The sequence below is a fragment of the Haematospirillum sp. H4485 genome (assembly GCF_012102745.1).
Taxonomy (GTDB): domain Bacteria; phylum Pseudomonadota; class Alphaproteobacteria; order Rhodospirillales; family Rhodospirillaceae; genus Haematospirillum.
Genome location: NZ_JAAVSY010000001.1, coordinates 166,971 through 179,818, shown reverse-complemented (window position 1 = coordinate 179,818; position 12,848 = coordinate 166,971). Strand labels below are relative to the sequence as shown.

General features: G+C 52.2%; 17 protein-coding genes. 11 read left to right on the top strand and 6 right to left on the bottom strand.

Going from position 1 to position 12,848, the window contains the following annotated elements; translation table 11 throughout:
• The first annotated feature begins 297 nt into the window (after positions 1-297).
• Entirely contained in the window at positions 298-1,494 is a 1,197-nt protein-coding gene (locus tag HEQ61_RS00840; protein WP_168018751.1) for a 3-phenylpropionate MFS transporter, read from the top strand.
• Positions 1,495-1,557: 63 nt separating this feature from the next.
• Here the strand turns inward: HEQ61_RS00840 and HEQ61_RS00835 are convergent, their stop codons facing one another.
• Positions 1,558-1,962: a GcrA family cell cycle regulator gene (locus HEQ61_RS00835; RefSeq protein WP_168018749.1), complete on the bottom strand. Its 405-nt coding sequence runs from the start codon at positions 1,960-1,962 to the stop codon at positions 1,558-1,560.
• A 534-nt stretch (positions 1,963-2,496) separates the two neighbouring features.
• On the opposite strand from HEQ61_RS00835, the gene HEQ61_RS00830 reads away from it, so the two are divergent.
• Positions 2,497-2,964 (top strand): bacteriohemerythrin, encoded by a 468-nt coding sequence (locus tag HEQ61_RS00830; protein WP_168018747.1) that lies wholly within the window; start codon positions 2,497-2,499, stop codon positions 2,962-2,964.
• Here the strand turns inward: HEQ61_RS00830 and HEQ61_RS00825 are convergent, their stop codons facing one another.
• From HEQ61_RS00825 to HEQ61_RS00815, 3 genes are all read right to left on the bottom strand, one after another.
• Positions 2,965-3,309 carry a DUF1491 family protein gene (locus tag HEQ61_RS00825; RefSeq protein ID WP_168018746.1) on the bottom strand — a complete coding sequence of 115 codons (345 nt, stop codon included), beginning with the start codon at positions 3,307-3,309 and terminating at the stop codon, positions 2,965-2,967.
• Positions 3,309-3,632: a peptidylprolyl isomerase gene (locus HEQ61_RS00820; RefSeq protein ID WP_168018744.1), complete on the bottom strand. Its 324-nt coding sequence runs from the start codon at positions 3,630-3,632 to the stop codon at positions 3,309-3,311. The genes HEQ61_RS00825 and HEQ61_RS00820 overlap by 1 nt, the downstream gene beginning before the upstream one ends.
• A gap of 212 nt (positions 3,633-3,844) precedes the next feature.
• Entirely contained in the window at positions 3,845-4,018 is a 174-nt protein-coding gene (locus HEQ61_RS00815; protein WP_082811929.1) for a YdcH family protein, read from the bottom strand.
• A gap of 153 nt (positions 4,019-4,171) precedes the next feature.
• Between HEQ61_RS00815 and HEQ61_RS00810 the strand changes: the two genes are divergently transcribed.
• Positions 4,172-4,783: a UbiX family flavin prenyltransferase gene (locus HEQ61_RS00810; RefSeq protein ID WP_168018742.1), complete on the top strand. Its 612-nt coding sequence runs from the start codon at positions 4,172-4,174 to the stop codon at positions 4,781-4,783.
• On the opposite strand, the gene HEQ61_RS00805 is transcribed toward HEQ61_RS00810, so the two are convergent.
• Positions 4,758-5,879, bottom strand: coding sequence for an ATP-dependent 6-phosphofructokinase (locus HEQ61_RS00805; protein ID WP_168018740.1), 1,122 nt, complete (start codon positions 5,877-5,879; stop codon positions 4,758-4,760). The two genes, HEQ61_RS00810 and HEQ61_RS00805, sit on opposite strands and share 26 nt — an antisense overlap.
• 113 nt (positions 5,880-5,992) lie before the next feature.
• Between HEQ61_RS00805 and HEQ61_RS00800 the strand changes: the two genes are divergently transcribed.
• Positions 5,993-6,202: a YdcH family protein gene (locus HEQ61_RS00800; RefSeq protein WP_168018738.1), complete on the top strand. Its 210-nt coding sequence runs from the start codon at positions 5,993-5,995 to the stop codon at positions 6,200-6,202.
• 10 nt (positions 6,203-6,212) lie between these two features.
• Here the strand turns inward: HEQ61_RS00800 and HEQ61_RS00795 are convergent, their stop codons facing one another.
• The gene (locus tag HEQ61_RS00795; protein ID WP_168018736.1) at positions 6,213-6,974 is read right to left on the bottom strand and encodes a diguanylate cyclase domain-containing protein; all 762 of its coding nucleotides are present in this window, start codon (positions 6,972-6,974) and stop codon (positions 6,213-6,215) included.
• A 186-nt stretch (positions 6,975-7,160) separates the two neighbouring features.
• Here HEQ61_RS00795 and purE point away from each other — a divergent pair, with 186 nt between their 5' ends.
• The 7 genes from purE to HEQ61_RS00760 all read left to right on the top strand — a co-directional run bounded on the left by purE (position 7,161) and on the right by HEQ61_RS00760 (position 12,838).
• Positions 7,161-7,682, top strand: a complete 522-nt coding sequence (gene purE / locus HEQ61_RS00790) for a 5-(carboxyamino)imidazole ribonucleotide mutase (RefSeq protein WP_168018734.1) — start codon at positions 7,161-7,163, stop codon at positions 7,680-7,682.
• A gap of 1 nt (position 7,683) precedes the next feature.
• A complete protein-coding gene (locus HEQ61_RS00785; RefSeq protein WP_168018732.1) occupies positions 7,684-8,790 on the top strand; it encodes a 5-(carboxyamino)imidazole ribonucleotide synthase in 1,107 nt (368 codons plus the stop codon).
• Positions 8,791-8,838: 48 nt separating this feature from the next.
• On the top strand, positions 8,839-9,477 hold the full coding sequence (locus HEQ61_RS00780; RefSeq protein ID WP_272487506.1) for a DedA family protein: 639 nt from the start codon (positions 8,839-8,841) through the stop codon (positions 9,475-9,477).
• A gap of 4 nt (positions 9,478-9,481) precedes the next feature.
• On the top strand, positions 9,482-10,090 hold the full coding sequence (locus HEQ61_RS00775; RefSeq protein WP_168018728.1) for a hypothetical protein: 609 nt from the start codon (positions 9,482-9,484) through the stop codon (positions 10,088-10,090).
• Entirely contained in the window at positions 9,981-10,946 is a 966-nt protein-coding gene (locus tag HEQ61_RS00770; RefSeq protein ID WP_209315574.1) for an ABC transporter substrate-binding protein, read from the top strand. The genes HEQ61_RS00775 and HEQ61_RS00770 overlap by 110 nt, the downstream gene beginning before the upstream one ends.
• Positions 10,947-11,104: 158 nt before the next feature.
• Complete coding sequence (locus HEQ61_RS00765) at positions 11,105-12,031, top strand: ABC transporter permease (RefSeq protein ID WP_168018726.1); 927 nt, start codon at positions 11,105-11,107, stop codon at positions 12,029-12,031.
• A gap of 12 nt (positions 12,032-12,043) precedes the next feature.
• Entirely contained in the window at positions 12,044-12,838 is a 795-nt protein-coding gene (locus HEQ61_RS00760; protein WP_168018724.1) for an ABC transporter ATP-binding protein, read from the top strand.
• Positions 12,839-12,848 lie beyond the last annotated feature (10 nt).

Below are 12,848 nucleotides of genomic sequence, written 5' to 3'. Positions count from 1 at the left end.
GACGTTTTGCATAAATAAAGGGACTTTTAACGTCATAACTCCAAAGCGGTAACGCGGAACGGGACAGTTAAAGTAGAAAGAACACGCACAGGTTCCTGAAAATCAGGCAAAACATCCGGCAGATCACGCCCAAAAGGACCTGCATCCTTTTCTTTAAGGCCTTGTTATAGAAAAAGAACACATGAGAGGAAGCGTTTGTCCGCAATAAACTTGCCATAACCCTTGGTGTTTTCTGTTGCCATTTTGCGGCAGGCCCGGCAGGATCCGCGCACCTCCACGCCCTTCTGAGACAAGGTCATGTCCCGCATCTCTCCTGAATTTATTCGCCTTGCGTGCCTGTATGGGGCCATTTTTATCGTCAATGGCATTCAGCTGCCCTTCTGGCCCGTCTGGCTTGAGAGCCGGGGCATGGGGCCGTGGGAAATCGGTATCCTGTCCGGCGCCCTTTACTGGGCCAAAGCTGTCACCAACCCAACAATCGGCACAATCATAGACACACGCGGCAATCGTATTGGCATGATGCGGTTCTTGGCTGCCACCTCCTTGATTATCTCGCTCTTCTACTTGGGCTTTGATGGTTTCTGGGGACTGTTGATCATCGGTATACTGGGCGGATCCCTGTTTTCTGGAATTACGCCAGTTGCAGAAACAATCAGCATGGGGCATGCCACGCGCGGCAAGATCGACTATGGCCGCGTTCGCCTTTGGGGATCAATCAGCTTTATGGTTGCGGCCTATCTAGTTGGGAAGATACTGGATTATACTCCCAATAACGAAATTATCCTCTGGCTGTTCTTGGGTGGCCTTGGCATTACCCTTGCCGCAACGTGGTTCTCCCCCGACTCGCCCAGCACCGACAGCAATACGGAGCGGGAGCCATGGAGCGGCCTTCTGAGGGACCGCCGCTTCCTTGTCTTCCTTGTTTTCGCTGCGTGTGCGCAGGGAAGCCATGCTGTTTACTATGCTTTCGGCACACTGCACTGGACAAGCCAAGGCGTGGAAAGCGGGGTGATCGGTGGGCTGTGGGCCGTAGGCGTCTTGGCCGAGATTGTCCTTTTTGCTGCATCCGCACGCTTTGTACGCCGGATGGACCCTGCCATTTTGATGGTATCTGCCGGTATTGCCGGGGTTATTCGCTGGCCACTGATGGCCTTTACGACGGCACTGCCCGTTCTCGTCCTGCTGCAAGTGCTCCATGCCTTTACCTTTGGCGCCGCGCACTTGGCAGCAATGCACTATATTACCGCAAACACGCGATCAGGATTGATTGCTCGCGCACAGACCGTGTACTCGGCCGTTGCTGTTGGGCTGGGGTCCGGGATTCTTATGATTGTCGCCGGACGACTCTATGAACTTTTGGAGGGATGGGCTTATTTGGCAATGGCTGGCTTGTCGGCTTTCGCGCTTGTCTCTGCAGCATTTCTTGCCTTCACACGGCATCAGCCAGAGACCATGGAACAAAAGAAACAAGAACTTAGGGAAGAAGCTGCCTAAGCAAATTGCCCGATGAAAAAAGCCCCCAGATCGGGGGCTTTTTTATTTCTATGCTAGGTACAATCAAGCGGCACTCTCATCCCTGGACGATGAAGACTTCCCACCCGAGCTAACGTAGGCAACAGAGGCATGCTCGGCACAGTATGGCTTATTCGGAAGTGATGGTGCACCACAGAAATGGAAACCAAGCTCACGGGGATCACCAATAGGCCAACGGCATGTATGAACAGATAGATCAACAACCGAGCGAATCTTGGGATCCGTCTCTTTTTTCCTGGAAGCAGGAGCATCTTGGCGCGGCTTCTGCTCCCTTTTTATAGGGGAAGGTCGCCCTTGCAAACCCAACCGGTGCGCTTTACCAACGACGGCGTTCTTGGACACGCCCAACCGCTTGCCAATTTCCCCCGTTGTCAGACCCTCAGCCCAAAGAGCCTTCAGCTCCTCGATCCGTTCATCAGTCCAGACCATATACCCCTTGCTCCCAAATAACCGATGACAAGCAGCCGTCAATTCTCTAAACAACAGCCGAGGCTCTCATTGTAGCAGCAAATGAAGGCCAGATAATCCCGAAAAAAAAGGCCGCACACGAAGCACGGCCCAAGTTTAGGGAGGAAACGTCCAAGAAAGACAACATAGCCTCACAAAAAGGAGGGACACGCCATGTTGCATCGCGGATACATCTCACGCCAAGCGTTTCATGTAAAGTCGAAAAAATCCGAACACAGAAAGAAAGACATAAAGAAACACGAACTTAGGGGATCCTGCAATTATCAGTACCATCATAAGCTTTTTAATTCCCGATAAGCACTGCATGAGAGCGAATCCAAATCGCAAAAATACGATACTATAAGGAGAATAGAGCTCGGTATAAAGCAATCAAAAGAACAAGGGCCAAACCCACAGAAACCAATATGTCTGAAATATTCCAATTTCCGTCCCCTTCCCTGCTCATAGCTGACGCGGAAAACCTTACATGGCAAAATTTTCACAGATCTAACATAAATGGAATTCCATGACGTGCTTGAGTGGACTGAAAAAATGAGCGTAGGCTCCGAGGCTTTGGATGAAGACCACAAGCGCCTCATAAGCATGCTGAAAGAACTGAATACGGCTCTGAAAGCAGGGAGCCCAGCAGAAACAATACGGGACATTATGGTCGAGCTGGCTGCCTACACAGATTACCATTTTGCTGCTGAAGAGAGAGTGCTGCGCATGGCCCGCTATGAAGGGCTGGACGAGCACATAGAGGCTCACAACAAGTGGCGTGAACGTCTTTCTGAACTCCAAACAACCTTGGAAGGCAAGGCAGATCGCCGTTCAGCCCTTAAACTGTCTGACTTTTTGTCTGATTGGCTGATACGCCACATTCTGGGTGATGACCAGAAATTCAAGCCTGCAATCGAGGCCTTGGTCAATCGACGGAAGGCAGGTTCTGGAAATGATGGAAATCAATCCACCCCGGAATCATGATTATAAAAGCACTTCATCAATCAAGGGATGCCATCCGTTACGGTCTTCCACCTCAATAACCCACAAATCATCGTCATAGCCCCGTTGACGCGCAATATAGGCATCAGCTTCCTGCTCGGTAACGGCTTGCTCACCCGTGCCACGCATCCAGGCAGGACGACCATCAGGAAGGCGGACCTGTGAAAGAACCCAGCACCCGCTTCCCAACGTGTTCACTTTGACCAGAACAGCACCGGCATCCGGATCGCCGGATACGACAACCGCAGCAAAAACGCCCCGGGATTGACAGTGACGCAGCAAAGCTTGGACCCGTATACGGGTCCGAAGGCGAACATCCCTGTCCATCAAGCCGTGCGTAAAATCAGATGATACCCAAACGCTGTTTCAACCACGTCGGACATGTCACCAACGGACAACGCAAAGACAGCCTTGTCAAATTCCGGAACCATCATACCGGGAGAGAAGGACCCAAGATCACCACCCTCCTCTGACGAAGGGCACTCTGAAACAATTCTGGCAGCCTCCGCGAACTGCACATCTCCACTGCGGATCTTGTCGCGCAAACGAACTACTGCTTCCAGGGCAGCGGCTTTTGATCTTTTTGAGGCTGTATCCGGGGCATCTGCGTGCATTAACAGAATATGGGAAGCGCGAACAGATGTGCTCATGTGAATCAAGACCTCTCTATTGCAAGAAGGGGAAGAGACAACACATCCAGGCCCATGTCAAGATAAGGGGGCAACGGGACCTCAGTCTTGAACACAGGCCCGACAAGATATCTTGACAATAACAAAAAGCCCCACCGGACGAACCGGCAGGGCCACGAAAGATGGGCTTTATCATCTCGCACAAGACAACAAGCCAAAGCCACAATACGGGATTAATGCAAGTGCGCTGCCATTCGCGCGATCTCATCCTTCAGGCGCAACTTCCTGCGCTTTATATCACTGACAAATTCGGGATCCGGGACCGGCCTTCGGCTCTCCACCTGCAGGACAGCTTCAAGTTCCGCATGCTTCATCCGGAGGGACTCAACCCGGGCATCGACACTCATCGTAGCTTCTCCCTTTTCCTGCTGGTAAGAAACACGCTAGATTTTACGCCTGCCCGGCCACAAAGACCATAGAAATTCACAACGCCTTGTTACACCAAAAGTTTTTATCACTTTCTCTTGAACTGCCCATTCAACAGACTCCCGGAGATCAAAATGACGGACAAACCTCGCATGGTGGTTGGCATCAGTGGTGCTACCGGGGTCATATACGGTGTCAAACTGCTGCATATGTTGAAAACTATCGGCATAGAGACCCATCTGGTCATGAGCCGGACGGCTGAAATTACACTGGCATACGAATCGAGCCTGAAAGTTACGGACGTTCAAAATCTGGCAACCGTGCACTACCGAATTGATGACCTGGCAGCGGCTGTATCGTCAGGCTCCTTCCGAACCATGGGAATGATCGTTGCGCCCTGCTCAGCCCGTTGCCTGGCAGAAATCGCCACGTGCGCCGGAAACAACCTGCTGACAAGAGCAGCGGATGTCACCCTCAAGGAACGACGGCGCCTGGTTCTGATGCTCCGCGAAACCCCCCTGCACCTTGGGCACATCCGTAACATGGCTACTGTGACCGAGATGGGTGGGATTATCGCGCCCCCCGCCCCGGCTTTCTACACAAGACCGCAGAGTCTGGAAGATATGGTGGAGCAGAGCGTAGGTCGTGTCCTGGATCTTTTTGACCTCGACATAGGAACGATCCCACGCTGGGGAAAAGATGTAGGACCGGAGCCACGTTCTACAATGCCGCAGACGACACCTTGAGAAGAGGCGCGGATCCGCCCGTATATATTCCCAATGCCTTTGCAGTACACACAAGGACATCATCGGCAGCAAGTAACCGAGCTCCGGTTGTCACATCTTCCAATGGAACGGATGTAACAGTCCCATTCTTCCAGGCCACCATACGACCCCAAGCCCCCTCTGCGACAAGATCGACCGCCGCGGTGCCGAAAGCAGAAGCAATAAGGCGATCACGGGCGGAAGGGATACCGCCACGCTGCAAATGGCCCAAGACGATGGGGCGAGTTTCAATGCCGGCCATACCGGCAATCCGGTCGGCAAGATAATGCCCTATGCCACCATAGCGCTTTTCCCCGCCGGAGTAGGTTATAATGGCACTCTGACCATCTTCACGTCGCACACCCTCGGCAACAACGATGACGACGTGGCTTCTCCCGGTGTCCAGAACAGCACGGATCTTGCGCGATACCTCTTCCAGGGTATAAGGCAACTCAGGGACCAGGATAATATCAGCACCACCGGCGATCCCTGCTGTCATGGCTATATAGCCGGCGTCACGTCCCATAACCTCCAGAATCATGGCGCGGTGATGGGATGCTGCTGTGGAGTGCAGCCGGTCCAATGCTTCTGTAGCAACATCTACAGCTGTGGCAAAGCCAACAGCATAGTCTGTACCGTGCACATCGTTATCGATTGTTTTCGGGATTCCGACCATCCCCAGCCCGGCACGACGACAGAGTTCCGACGTAATGCGCATGGACCCATCGCCACCCACCACAACAACGGCATCCAGCCCGAGCATTCTTGCACCCTCGGCAAACTCTGGCGAGAAATCGCGGTATGATCCATCCGGCATCGGGAATTGCAGGGGATCTCCTTTGCTGGTAGTGCCCAGAAAGGTACCACCAGACCTCAGGCAGGATGCATCCATGGCACCGCCACCAAGCTCGATATACTGCAAAGGACGCGTAATCAGGCCCGAAGTTCCATCAAGAATGCCGTATACCTTCCAGCCGTACATTTCATGCGCTGCACAAGCAACGGCACGCACCACAGCGTTGAGACCGGCACAATCACCGCCGCTTGTCATAATGCCGATTGCACGATTGACAGACATAATACACCTACCTCTTAACTCTATCGGTATACTACACAAAAGCAGCCATACCCCTTTCACAAATTTTCTGCTAGTATCAAATTAATCCAGCATTTTATGGTGTCCTGCCGACGATGATTGATGATGAAGAGAGGGAACAGGTTCTGTCCCGCCTCGCCGAGCTCCGGGTTGAGCATCGCGATCTTGACGAAATTATAAGTCGACTTGGCGATGATGGCCAGAGCAATCAGCTTCAGATTGTTCGCCTGAAGAAACGGAAGCTTCTTCTCAAGGATGAGATATCCCGGGTGGAAAGTATCTTGGTACCCGACATCATTGCCTGAGCAGAATTTTTTATGCCCTCTTGGTGCCGCGCAGCGCCATACGCACCCTGAGCCCTGAGTCTGTTTCCCGCAGGATTGCCTCCGGCTCATCCCCCGGAAAGACGGGGTGCATACCCGAGCAAACCCGCAAGGGAAAATGGCTGCCTCCGCGCGGAACATCCATCCCGTCAAGTCTTGCTTCAATCGCGGCAATGGCCCGTGATGCTTCCGGCTCACGAGCCGGAAAGGAAAGGAGCCCAAGTCCAGCACCGCCGACTGTCGTCACCACATCCGTTTCCTGAACAAGATCGGATACAGACTGGGCCATGGCCTCCATCGCCAAGTGCAAACCATCCAGCCCATAGTTTTCATGAATCCAGTCATGGTTCTCAAGCCAGAAAAGCGCAAAAACCCCACCAACATGGCTCTCGGGTGGCAATGACAAGATATGCTCCATAGCCCTGTGCAGGGCGCGCATGTTATCAATGCCCGTCCATGGGTCCTGGAAGATCCTTGTCTCCAGCCACTCCTGACGTCTGCGCCCTTTCTCCAGGTCTCCACGCAGAACGGCGATTTCCGCGACAGCACGCTCCAGAGCATCACGGGCAGAAGGATGGACATGGGCAAGATCAATGCCTAGAACGTCCACGGGGTCTATAACCGGTGGATGAGGCACCCCCCCCTCTTCATAGGCCAGAAGGGGATTTTTCCCGTGCCGGAAATGACGGCCACCGCCTGCACCTTTCCTCCAATGCGAAGGATCGACGGATCCCGTCCCCTTAACTCCAGCCATACACGCCCCCGCACCATACCGAAGATGTCCCCATTCTATCAGTAAAAAGCCCTTGGTTCAGCACCGACACGCTTTCCTGACAACACCGACAGCATTTATCCTGCCGCATTCGCTTGCAAGCTCCTGTTACCTCCCTATAATGCCGCCTCTTCCCGGCTGAAAGCCCCGCACAGATGCAAAGAGGCCATGATGAACGGCACACAGGGTACTCCTCTCTCGAATCCGGTTGCAGGGATTATCATGGGAAGCCAGTCCGACTGGGAAACCATGCGCCATGCAGCTGACCTGTTGCAGGATCTTGGCATTGCCACAGAGACGCGGATTGTATCAGCCCACCGAACGCCAGACCGGCTCTACCATTACGCAACGTCGGCTCGGAACCGTGGCCTGCGTGTGATTATTGCCGGAGCAGGTGGAGCCGCCCATCTTCCCGGTATGTGCGCCGCATTGACCCCGCTTCCTGTTTTCGGGGTCCCCATTGAAAGCAAAAATCTCAAGGGAATGGACAGCCTGCTTTCGATTGTACAAATGCCGGCCGGTATTCCGGTCGGAACATTGGCTATCGGGAAGGCCGGCGCCATCAACGCGGCTCTTCTGGCCGCATCTGTTCTTGCTCTCAATGATCCGACCATAGCAAGCGCCCTGGACACATTCCGGGAGCATCAAAGCTCTGCTGTACAAGAGTATCCGGTCAACCAGGAAAACTGATATGCCCCTCACACCATCGACCACGGCAAGAGAAAGAGATAACACCCCTCCTGTTCCTCCGGGCTCTGTCATTGGTATTCTTGGAGGTGGCCAATTGGGGCGTATGCTGTCTCTGGCAGCGGCCCGCATGGGGTATACGTGCCACATCTATACACCGGATCATGACAGCCCGGCTTCGATGGTCAGCGCCATGACCACAGTTGCTCCGTGGGACAGCCGGGATCACCTGGCCACATTTGCGGACCGGGTTGATGTCATTACCCTGGAATTTGAAAATATACCCCTTGATTGCCTTGACTTTCTGTCACAGCGAACACGGGTCCATCCTGCCCGGCCTGCCCTGGAAACCGCACAGGACAGAATAAAGGAGAAGACGTTCTTTTCCGCTTTTGCCCGAACTGCGCCGTGGGCGCCTGTCTTTTCTGAAAATGATCTGATGCATGCCGTTGAGGTAACAGGAACCCCGGCCATCCTTAAAACCAACCGCCTGGGTTACGACGGGAAGGGACAGGTCCGGATTGAAACACAAGCTGACCTGCTCAAGGCGTGGGATGCATTGAAAACAGACTGCGCCATCCTTGAAGGCTTTGTCGCATTCAGGGGAGAGGCATCCATCCTGATTGCACGGGGCAGAAATGGAGAAACCGCCTCGTGGGAGCTTGCCTGGAACGAGCATCGTAACCATATTCTCGATACGTCTTCTGTCCCCGCACCCGTGTCCCCAGCCGTTGCCGACGAAGCCCTGCGCATTGCATGTGAGGCCGCGAACAGGCTGGATCTGACAGGCTTGCTGGCTCTTGAATTTTTTATAGCGCATGACGACAGAGTTCTGGTCAATGAAATGGCACCTCGCCCCCATAACTCCGGACACTGGACTATGGACGGCAGCTACACGGACCAGTTTGAGCAGGCCATACGTGCCGTATGCGGTCTCCCCTTGGGAGATACGCGCAGACGCTGCGCCGTTACGATGAAGAATCTGCTTGGCCACGATGTGACCAACTGGCCGATGATTCTTGAAAACCCCCTCGCCCGCCTCCACCTTTATGGAAAGGCGTCGCCACGTCCCGGTCGCAAGATGGGACACATCAATTTTCTGGAAGGATGAGAACGTGCCCGCAACAACCAGGTCTGGACGTATGGCCCTGCAAGGGGGATGCAGGTTGTGATAGAGGAGTTGCTGAGAGAATGGGGGTATCTGGCCATTCTTGTTGTAACCTTTCTGGAAGGTGAGAGCATTGTCATTCTTGCCGGTGCAGCAGCCCAACAAGGAATCATGAACGCGGAGCTGGTTGCCCTGACCGCCTTGTGCGGTAGCTTCCTCGGGGATCAATTCTACTATACGATAGGCCGTTATTACGGTACGCCACTCCTGGACCGGCGACCATCTCTGCGCGGCAAGACAGAATGGGCTTTTCGGCTTGTACGCAAACATGAAACTCTTTTCATTCTCAGTTTCCGCTTCATCTATGGCGTAAGAAACGTCAGTCCGTTTGTTATTGCCATGGCCGGTATCCCCCGCATCCGCTTCATGTGCCTGAACTTCATTGCCGCATTGATATGGGCCATAGCTTTCACGTCGATTGGCTATTTCTCCAGCAAAGCTCTTGAGCGGTTTTTCGGGGAACACCAGATGAAGGTTCTGATCGGCCTTGCAGCGGTTGCCCTTGTCTTTGGGGTGTGTTCATTCCTGCGTGGCTTGATCAACAAAAAGAAAGCTCAAGCTTCCACGGATGTAGTCGAAGAGCCGGAACTGACGGAAACAGACGGCTCCAACACACCACGGACAGGATGAAACAATGTTTTCCAGCGATGAAAAACAAACCTGTCCACGTGAGGGGTGGAACGCGGAAACAGATCATGGCGATCTTCTCAAACTTGTATCCCAGTTGGATGATGCACTTGGCCGCTCCGATACAGCACGCTTTACCCACCCATCGGAATCTATCGTTGATCGATTGATCTCACACATGCGCGAAGAGGGAAGCGCACTGCTGTACCAGTCATACCAAGCAGCACGTGAATATCAAAAAATCAACAGAGCCATAGAATTACAGGGACTGACTATCCTTTCCATACTGGAGCGCAACACATTACCCGGGGTTCTTCGACAATGCGCCGATGGATTCCGGAATATTATCGAGAAAGAAATCTCGGTAAGCAAACCACTTCATAAAGAAGTAGAGCCAAAACAAGTCGCAATGCCTCGAAAATTCTTGACACGAAAAAACCTTAAGGCGAATTATGTTCCATGTGTTTTGTTTTATATAATACAAAAAACAGTGGGGAGGGAACAACGTGGGACGTATTTTATCAGCTGGTGTGATCTTTTCTGTCATCACCTTGTGTTTGCACGGGAATGGTTGGGCTTCGGAAGTCAAATACGTTGCGAGCACAGCCATTGTTGAACACCCTGCCTTAAATGCCATACGGGATGGTTTAAGGGATGGGCTTCGCAATAAGGGCTATGATGACAGCACACTGAAGTTTACATTCGAAAGTGCACAGGGAAGCCCGGCTACTGCGGCCCAGATTGCGCGCAAGCTTGCCGGTGCAGGGCCTGACGTTATTGTCCCCATTACCACACCATCAGCACAGGCTGTTGTCGCCTCTTCCAACCATATTCCCGTTGTATTCTCGGCCATATCAGACCCTGTGGGCGCTAATCTTGTCCAAGACATGGATAAACCCAGCGCCACCGTAACAGGGATTGCTGATATCCCTGATTTTGGGAAAAGCTTGGCGATGGTGAAGGCCATTGTTCCTTCTATGCAGACAATCGGCATACCCCACAATCCAGGTGAACCCAATGTTGTTGATGCCCTTGCAAGAATACGGGCCGCGGCAAACGTAACAGGCATCAAGATCATCGCTACGACAGCGCACCGGTCATCTGATGTACAGTCAGCCGCGCAGGCGTTAGTTGGAAAAGTGGACGCAATCTACATACCACTCGACAATACCGTTGTATCTGCTTTGGAAAGTGTTCTGAAAGTCGGTATTGACAATCATATACCTGTTTTCGCCACCGATACCCACTCTGTCGAGCGTGGATCGGTTGCAGCACTGGGATATGACCAGTACGATATCGGCCTCCAAACAGCTGATATTGTTGATAAGATTCTGAAGGGGGCAAGGGTTTCTGACATTCCGATCGCAATGCCCCGACTTGTACAGCTTTATGTCAATGTAAAAGCTGCTGAACAGATGGGGGTCAAAATCCCTGAGGACATCCTCAAACAGGCTGCTCATGTTGTACGTTAGGAAACTGTCTATCATTTCTTATCCAGATCAATCGTCACCTAAAGAAACGATAGCGCACGTTGAAATTAAAAATATAAGCGAATACTATAACTCCGAGACAGTGGAGTAATTACTAACCTCATTAATTATTAATGTTACAATAAGGGATATTTAATTACATGTCCTTGATATCATTTCTCGGATCTGTGGAGATCGGACTTGTATACGGCCTAGTTGCCCTCGGCGTTTACTTATCATTCAGGGTCCTCAACTTTCCTGACCTGACGGTTGATGGAAGTTTCACGTTGGGCGCTGCTGTTTCTGCAGCCTTGATTGTTCAGGAAGTTGATCCCTACCTTTCGTGCCTTGCTGCTGTTGCCGCAGGTGCCTTGGCTGGCAGCGCAACTGCTTTTCTTAACATTCGCTTCGGTATCCTGCACCTTCTGGCCAGCATTCTGGTCATGACGGCGCTATATACTATTAACTTGAGAATTATGGGGCGCCCGAATATTGCATTAATTATGGAGCCAACCGTCCTTGATCCCCTCGAGAATCTCCGGATTGCTCCGCATTGGATAAAAGTTATGGCTGCAGGTGGTGTAGCCATAGGGGCCGCTGTATGTCTTGCGCGCTTTCTGAACAGCTGCATTGGCATTGCCATGCGCGCAGTCGGCAGTAACGAACGCATGGCGCGGGCAAATGGTATTTCCTGCTCTCGCAAGATATATATGGGTATGGCCATGTCCAATGGATTAGTGGCAATGGCAGGTGCACTATTTGCCCAAATGAATGGCTTTGCCGATTCAACAATGGGGCTTGGAACTATTATTATCGGCCTTGCCGCCGTTATTATTGGGGAAAATCTTTTTCCATCCCGGATCATTCTTGCATCAACTCTAGCATGCTTGGTTGGATCCGTACTCTACCGTATTTCAATCGGAATTGCCCTGCACGCTGACTTCATTGGCCTTACAGCGTCAGACCTTAACCTGATTACTGCCATATTGGTTGGCTTAGCGTTAATTCTTCCCAGACTGAGAAGAGAGTCCGCTGCACGAAGAGCAAGGATACATCAAACCTCCTCAGCTCCAAGCACTTCGCTGTAAGGGAAACAAGACATGATACGCTGCCACAACCTGTGCCTGACATTTAACCACGGTCTTCCAAGTCAGAAAAAGGCATTGGATTACTTATCACTTGATGTCCCTGAAGGAGAGTTTGTCACTGTCATTGGATCAAATGGCGCCGGAAAATCGACTCTTCTGAATACATTAGCCGGAGACCATCTTCCCGATCACGGCCACATAACCATTGATGAGCATGACGTTACAACCTGGCCCACACATCAACGTGCCAGCCTTGTGGCCAGGGTTTTCCAAGATCCGGTCGCCGGAACCTGCGGAGACATGACCCTGGAAGAAAACTTGGCGCTTGCCAATGGTCGCGGTGTTTCAGGAACGTTCAGAAAAGCTTTGGATAAAGACCTCAGGGATCGTTTCCGGGAAGCACTGCATCGCCTTGGTCTGGGTCTTGAGAACAGACTTGCAACCCCAATGGAATCACTATCCGGTGGACAGCGCCAATCTGTCAGCTTGTTAATGGCCACACTGCGCCCATCAAAAATTCTGTTGCTGGATGAGCATACGGCAGCCTTGGATCCCCAAACGGCTTCCATGGTCATGGCATTGTCGGATCGTGTCATCCGTGAACATAATCTGACGGCATTAATGGTCACACATTCCATGCGTCACGCACTGGACTACGGAACACGCACTATCATGCTGCATGAAGGACGCATTGTTCTGGACATAACCGGGGATGAACGGCACAGCATGACAATTCACGATCTCCTCGACATGTTCGCAAAGGTTCGTGGTGAAGAATTGGATGATGACAAACTCTTGCTTGAATAAACCTATTTTA

What these genes read in the sequence shown, in the direction of transcription:
- HEQ61_RS00765 (WP_168018726.1), top strand. Translation starts at nt 11,105, where the DNA reads ATGTCCTTGATATCATTTCTCGGATCTGTGGAGATCGGACTTGTATAC.
- HEQ61_RS00775 (WP_168018728.1), top strand. Translation starts at nt 9,482, where the DNA reads ATGTTTTCCAGCGATGAAAAACAAACCTGTCCACGTGAGGGGTGGAAC.
- HEQ61_RS00825 (WP_168018746.1), bottom strand. Translation starts at nt 3,309, where the DNA reads ATGGACAGGGATGTTCGCCTTCGGACCCGTATACGGGTCCAAGCTTTG.
- HEQ61_RS00800 (WP_168018738.1), top strand. Translation starts at nt 5,993, where the DNA reads ATGATTGATGATGAAGAGAGGGAACAGGTTCTGTCCCGCCTCGCCGAG.
- HEQ61_RS00840 (WP_168018751.1), top strand. Translation starts at nt 298, where the DNA reads ATGTCCCGCATCTCTCCTGAATTTATTCGCCTTGCGTGCCTGTATGGG.
- HEQ61_RS00760 (WP_168018724.1), top strand. Translation starts at nt 12,044, where the DNA reads ATGATACGCTGCCACAACCTGTGCCTGACATTTAACCACGGTCTTCCA.
- HEQ61_RS00785 (WP_168018732.1), top strand. Translation starts at nt 7,684, where the DNA reads ATGCCCCTCACACCATCGACCACGGCAAGAGAAAGAGATAACACCCCT.
- purE (WP_168018734.1), top strand. Translation starts at nt 7,161, where the DNA reads ATGATGAACGGCACACAGGGTACTCCTCTCTCGAATCCGGTTGCAGGG.
- HEQ61_RS00820 (WP_168018744.1), bottom strand. Translation starts at nt 3,632, where the DNA reads ATGAGCACATCTGTTCGCGCTTCCCATATTCTGTTAATGCACGCAGAT.
- HEQ61_RS00835 (WP_168018749.1), bottom strand. Translation starts at nt 1,962, where the DNA reads ATGGTCTGGACTGATGAACGGATCGAGGAGCTGAAGGCTCTTTGGGCT.
- HEQ61_RS00795 (WP_168018736.1), bottom strand. Translation starts at nt 6,974, where the DNA reads ATGGCTGGAGTTAAGGGGACGGGATCCGTCGATCCTTCGCATTGGAGG.
- HEQ61_RS00815 (WP_082811929.1), bottom strand. Translation starts at nt 4,018, where the DNA reads ATGAGTGTCGATGCCCGGGTTGAGTCCCTCCGGATGAAGCATGCGGAA.
- HEQ61_RS00810 (WP_168018742.1), top strand. Translation starts at nt 4,172, where the DNA reads ATGACGGACAAACCTCGCATGGTGGTTGGCATCAGTGGTGCTACCGGG.
- HEQ61_RS00780 (WP_272487506.1), top strand. Translation starts at nt 8,839, where the DNA reads ATGCAGGTTGTGATAGAGGAGTTGCTGAGAGAATGGGGGTATCTGGCC.
- HEQ61_RS00830 (WP_168018747.1), top strand. Translation starts at nt 2,497, where the DNA reads ATGGAATTCCATGACGTGCTTGAGTGGACTGAAAAAATGAGCGTAGGC.
- HEQ61_RS00805 (WP_168018740.1), bottom strand. Translation starts at nt 5,879, where the DNA reads ATGTCTGTCAATCGTGCAATCGGCATTATGACAAGCGGCGGTGATTGT.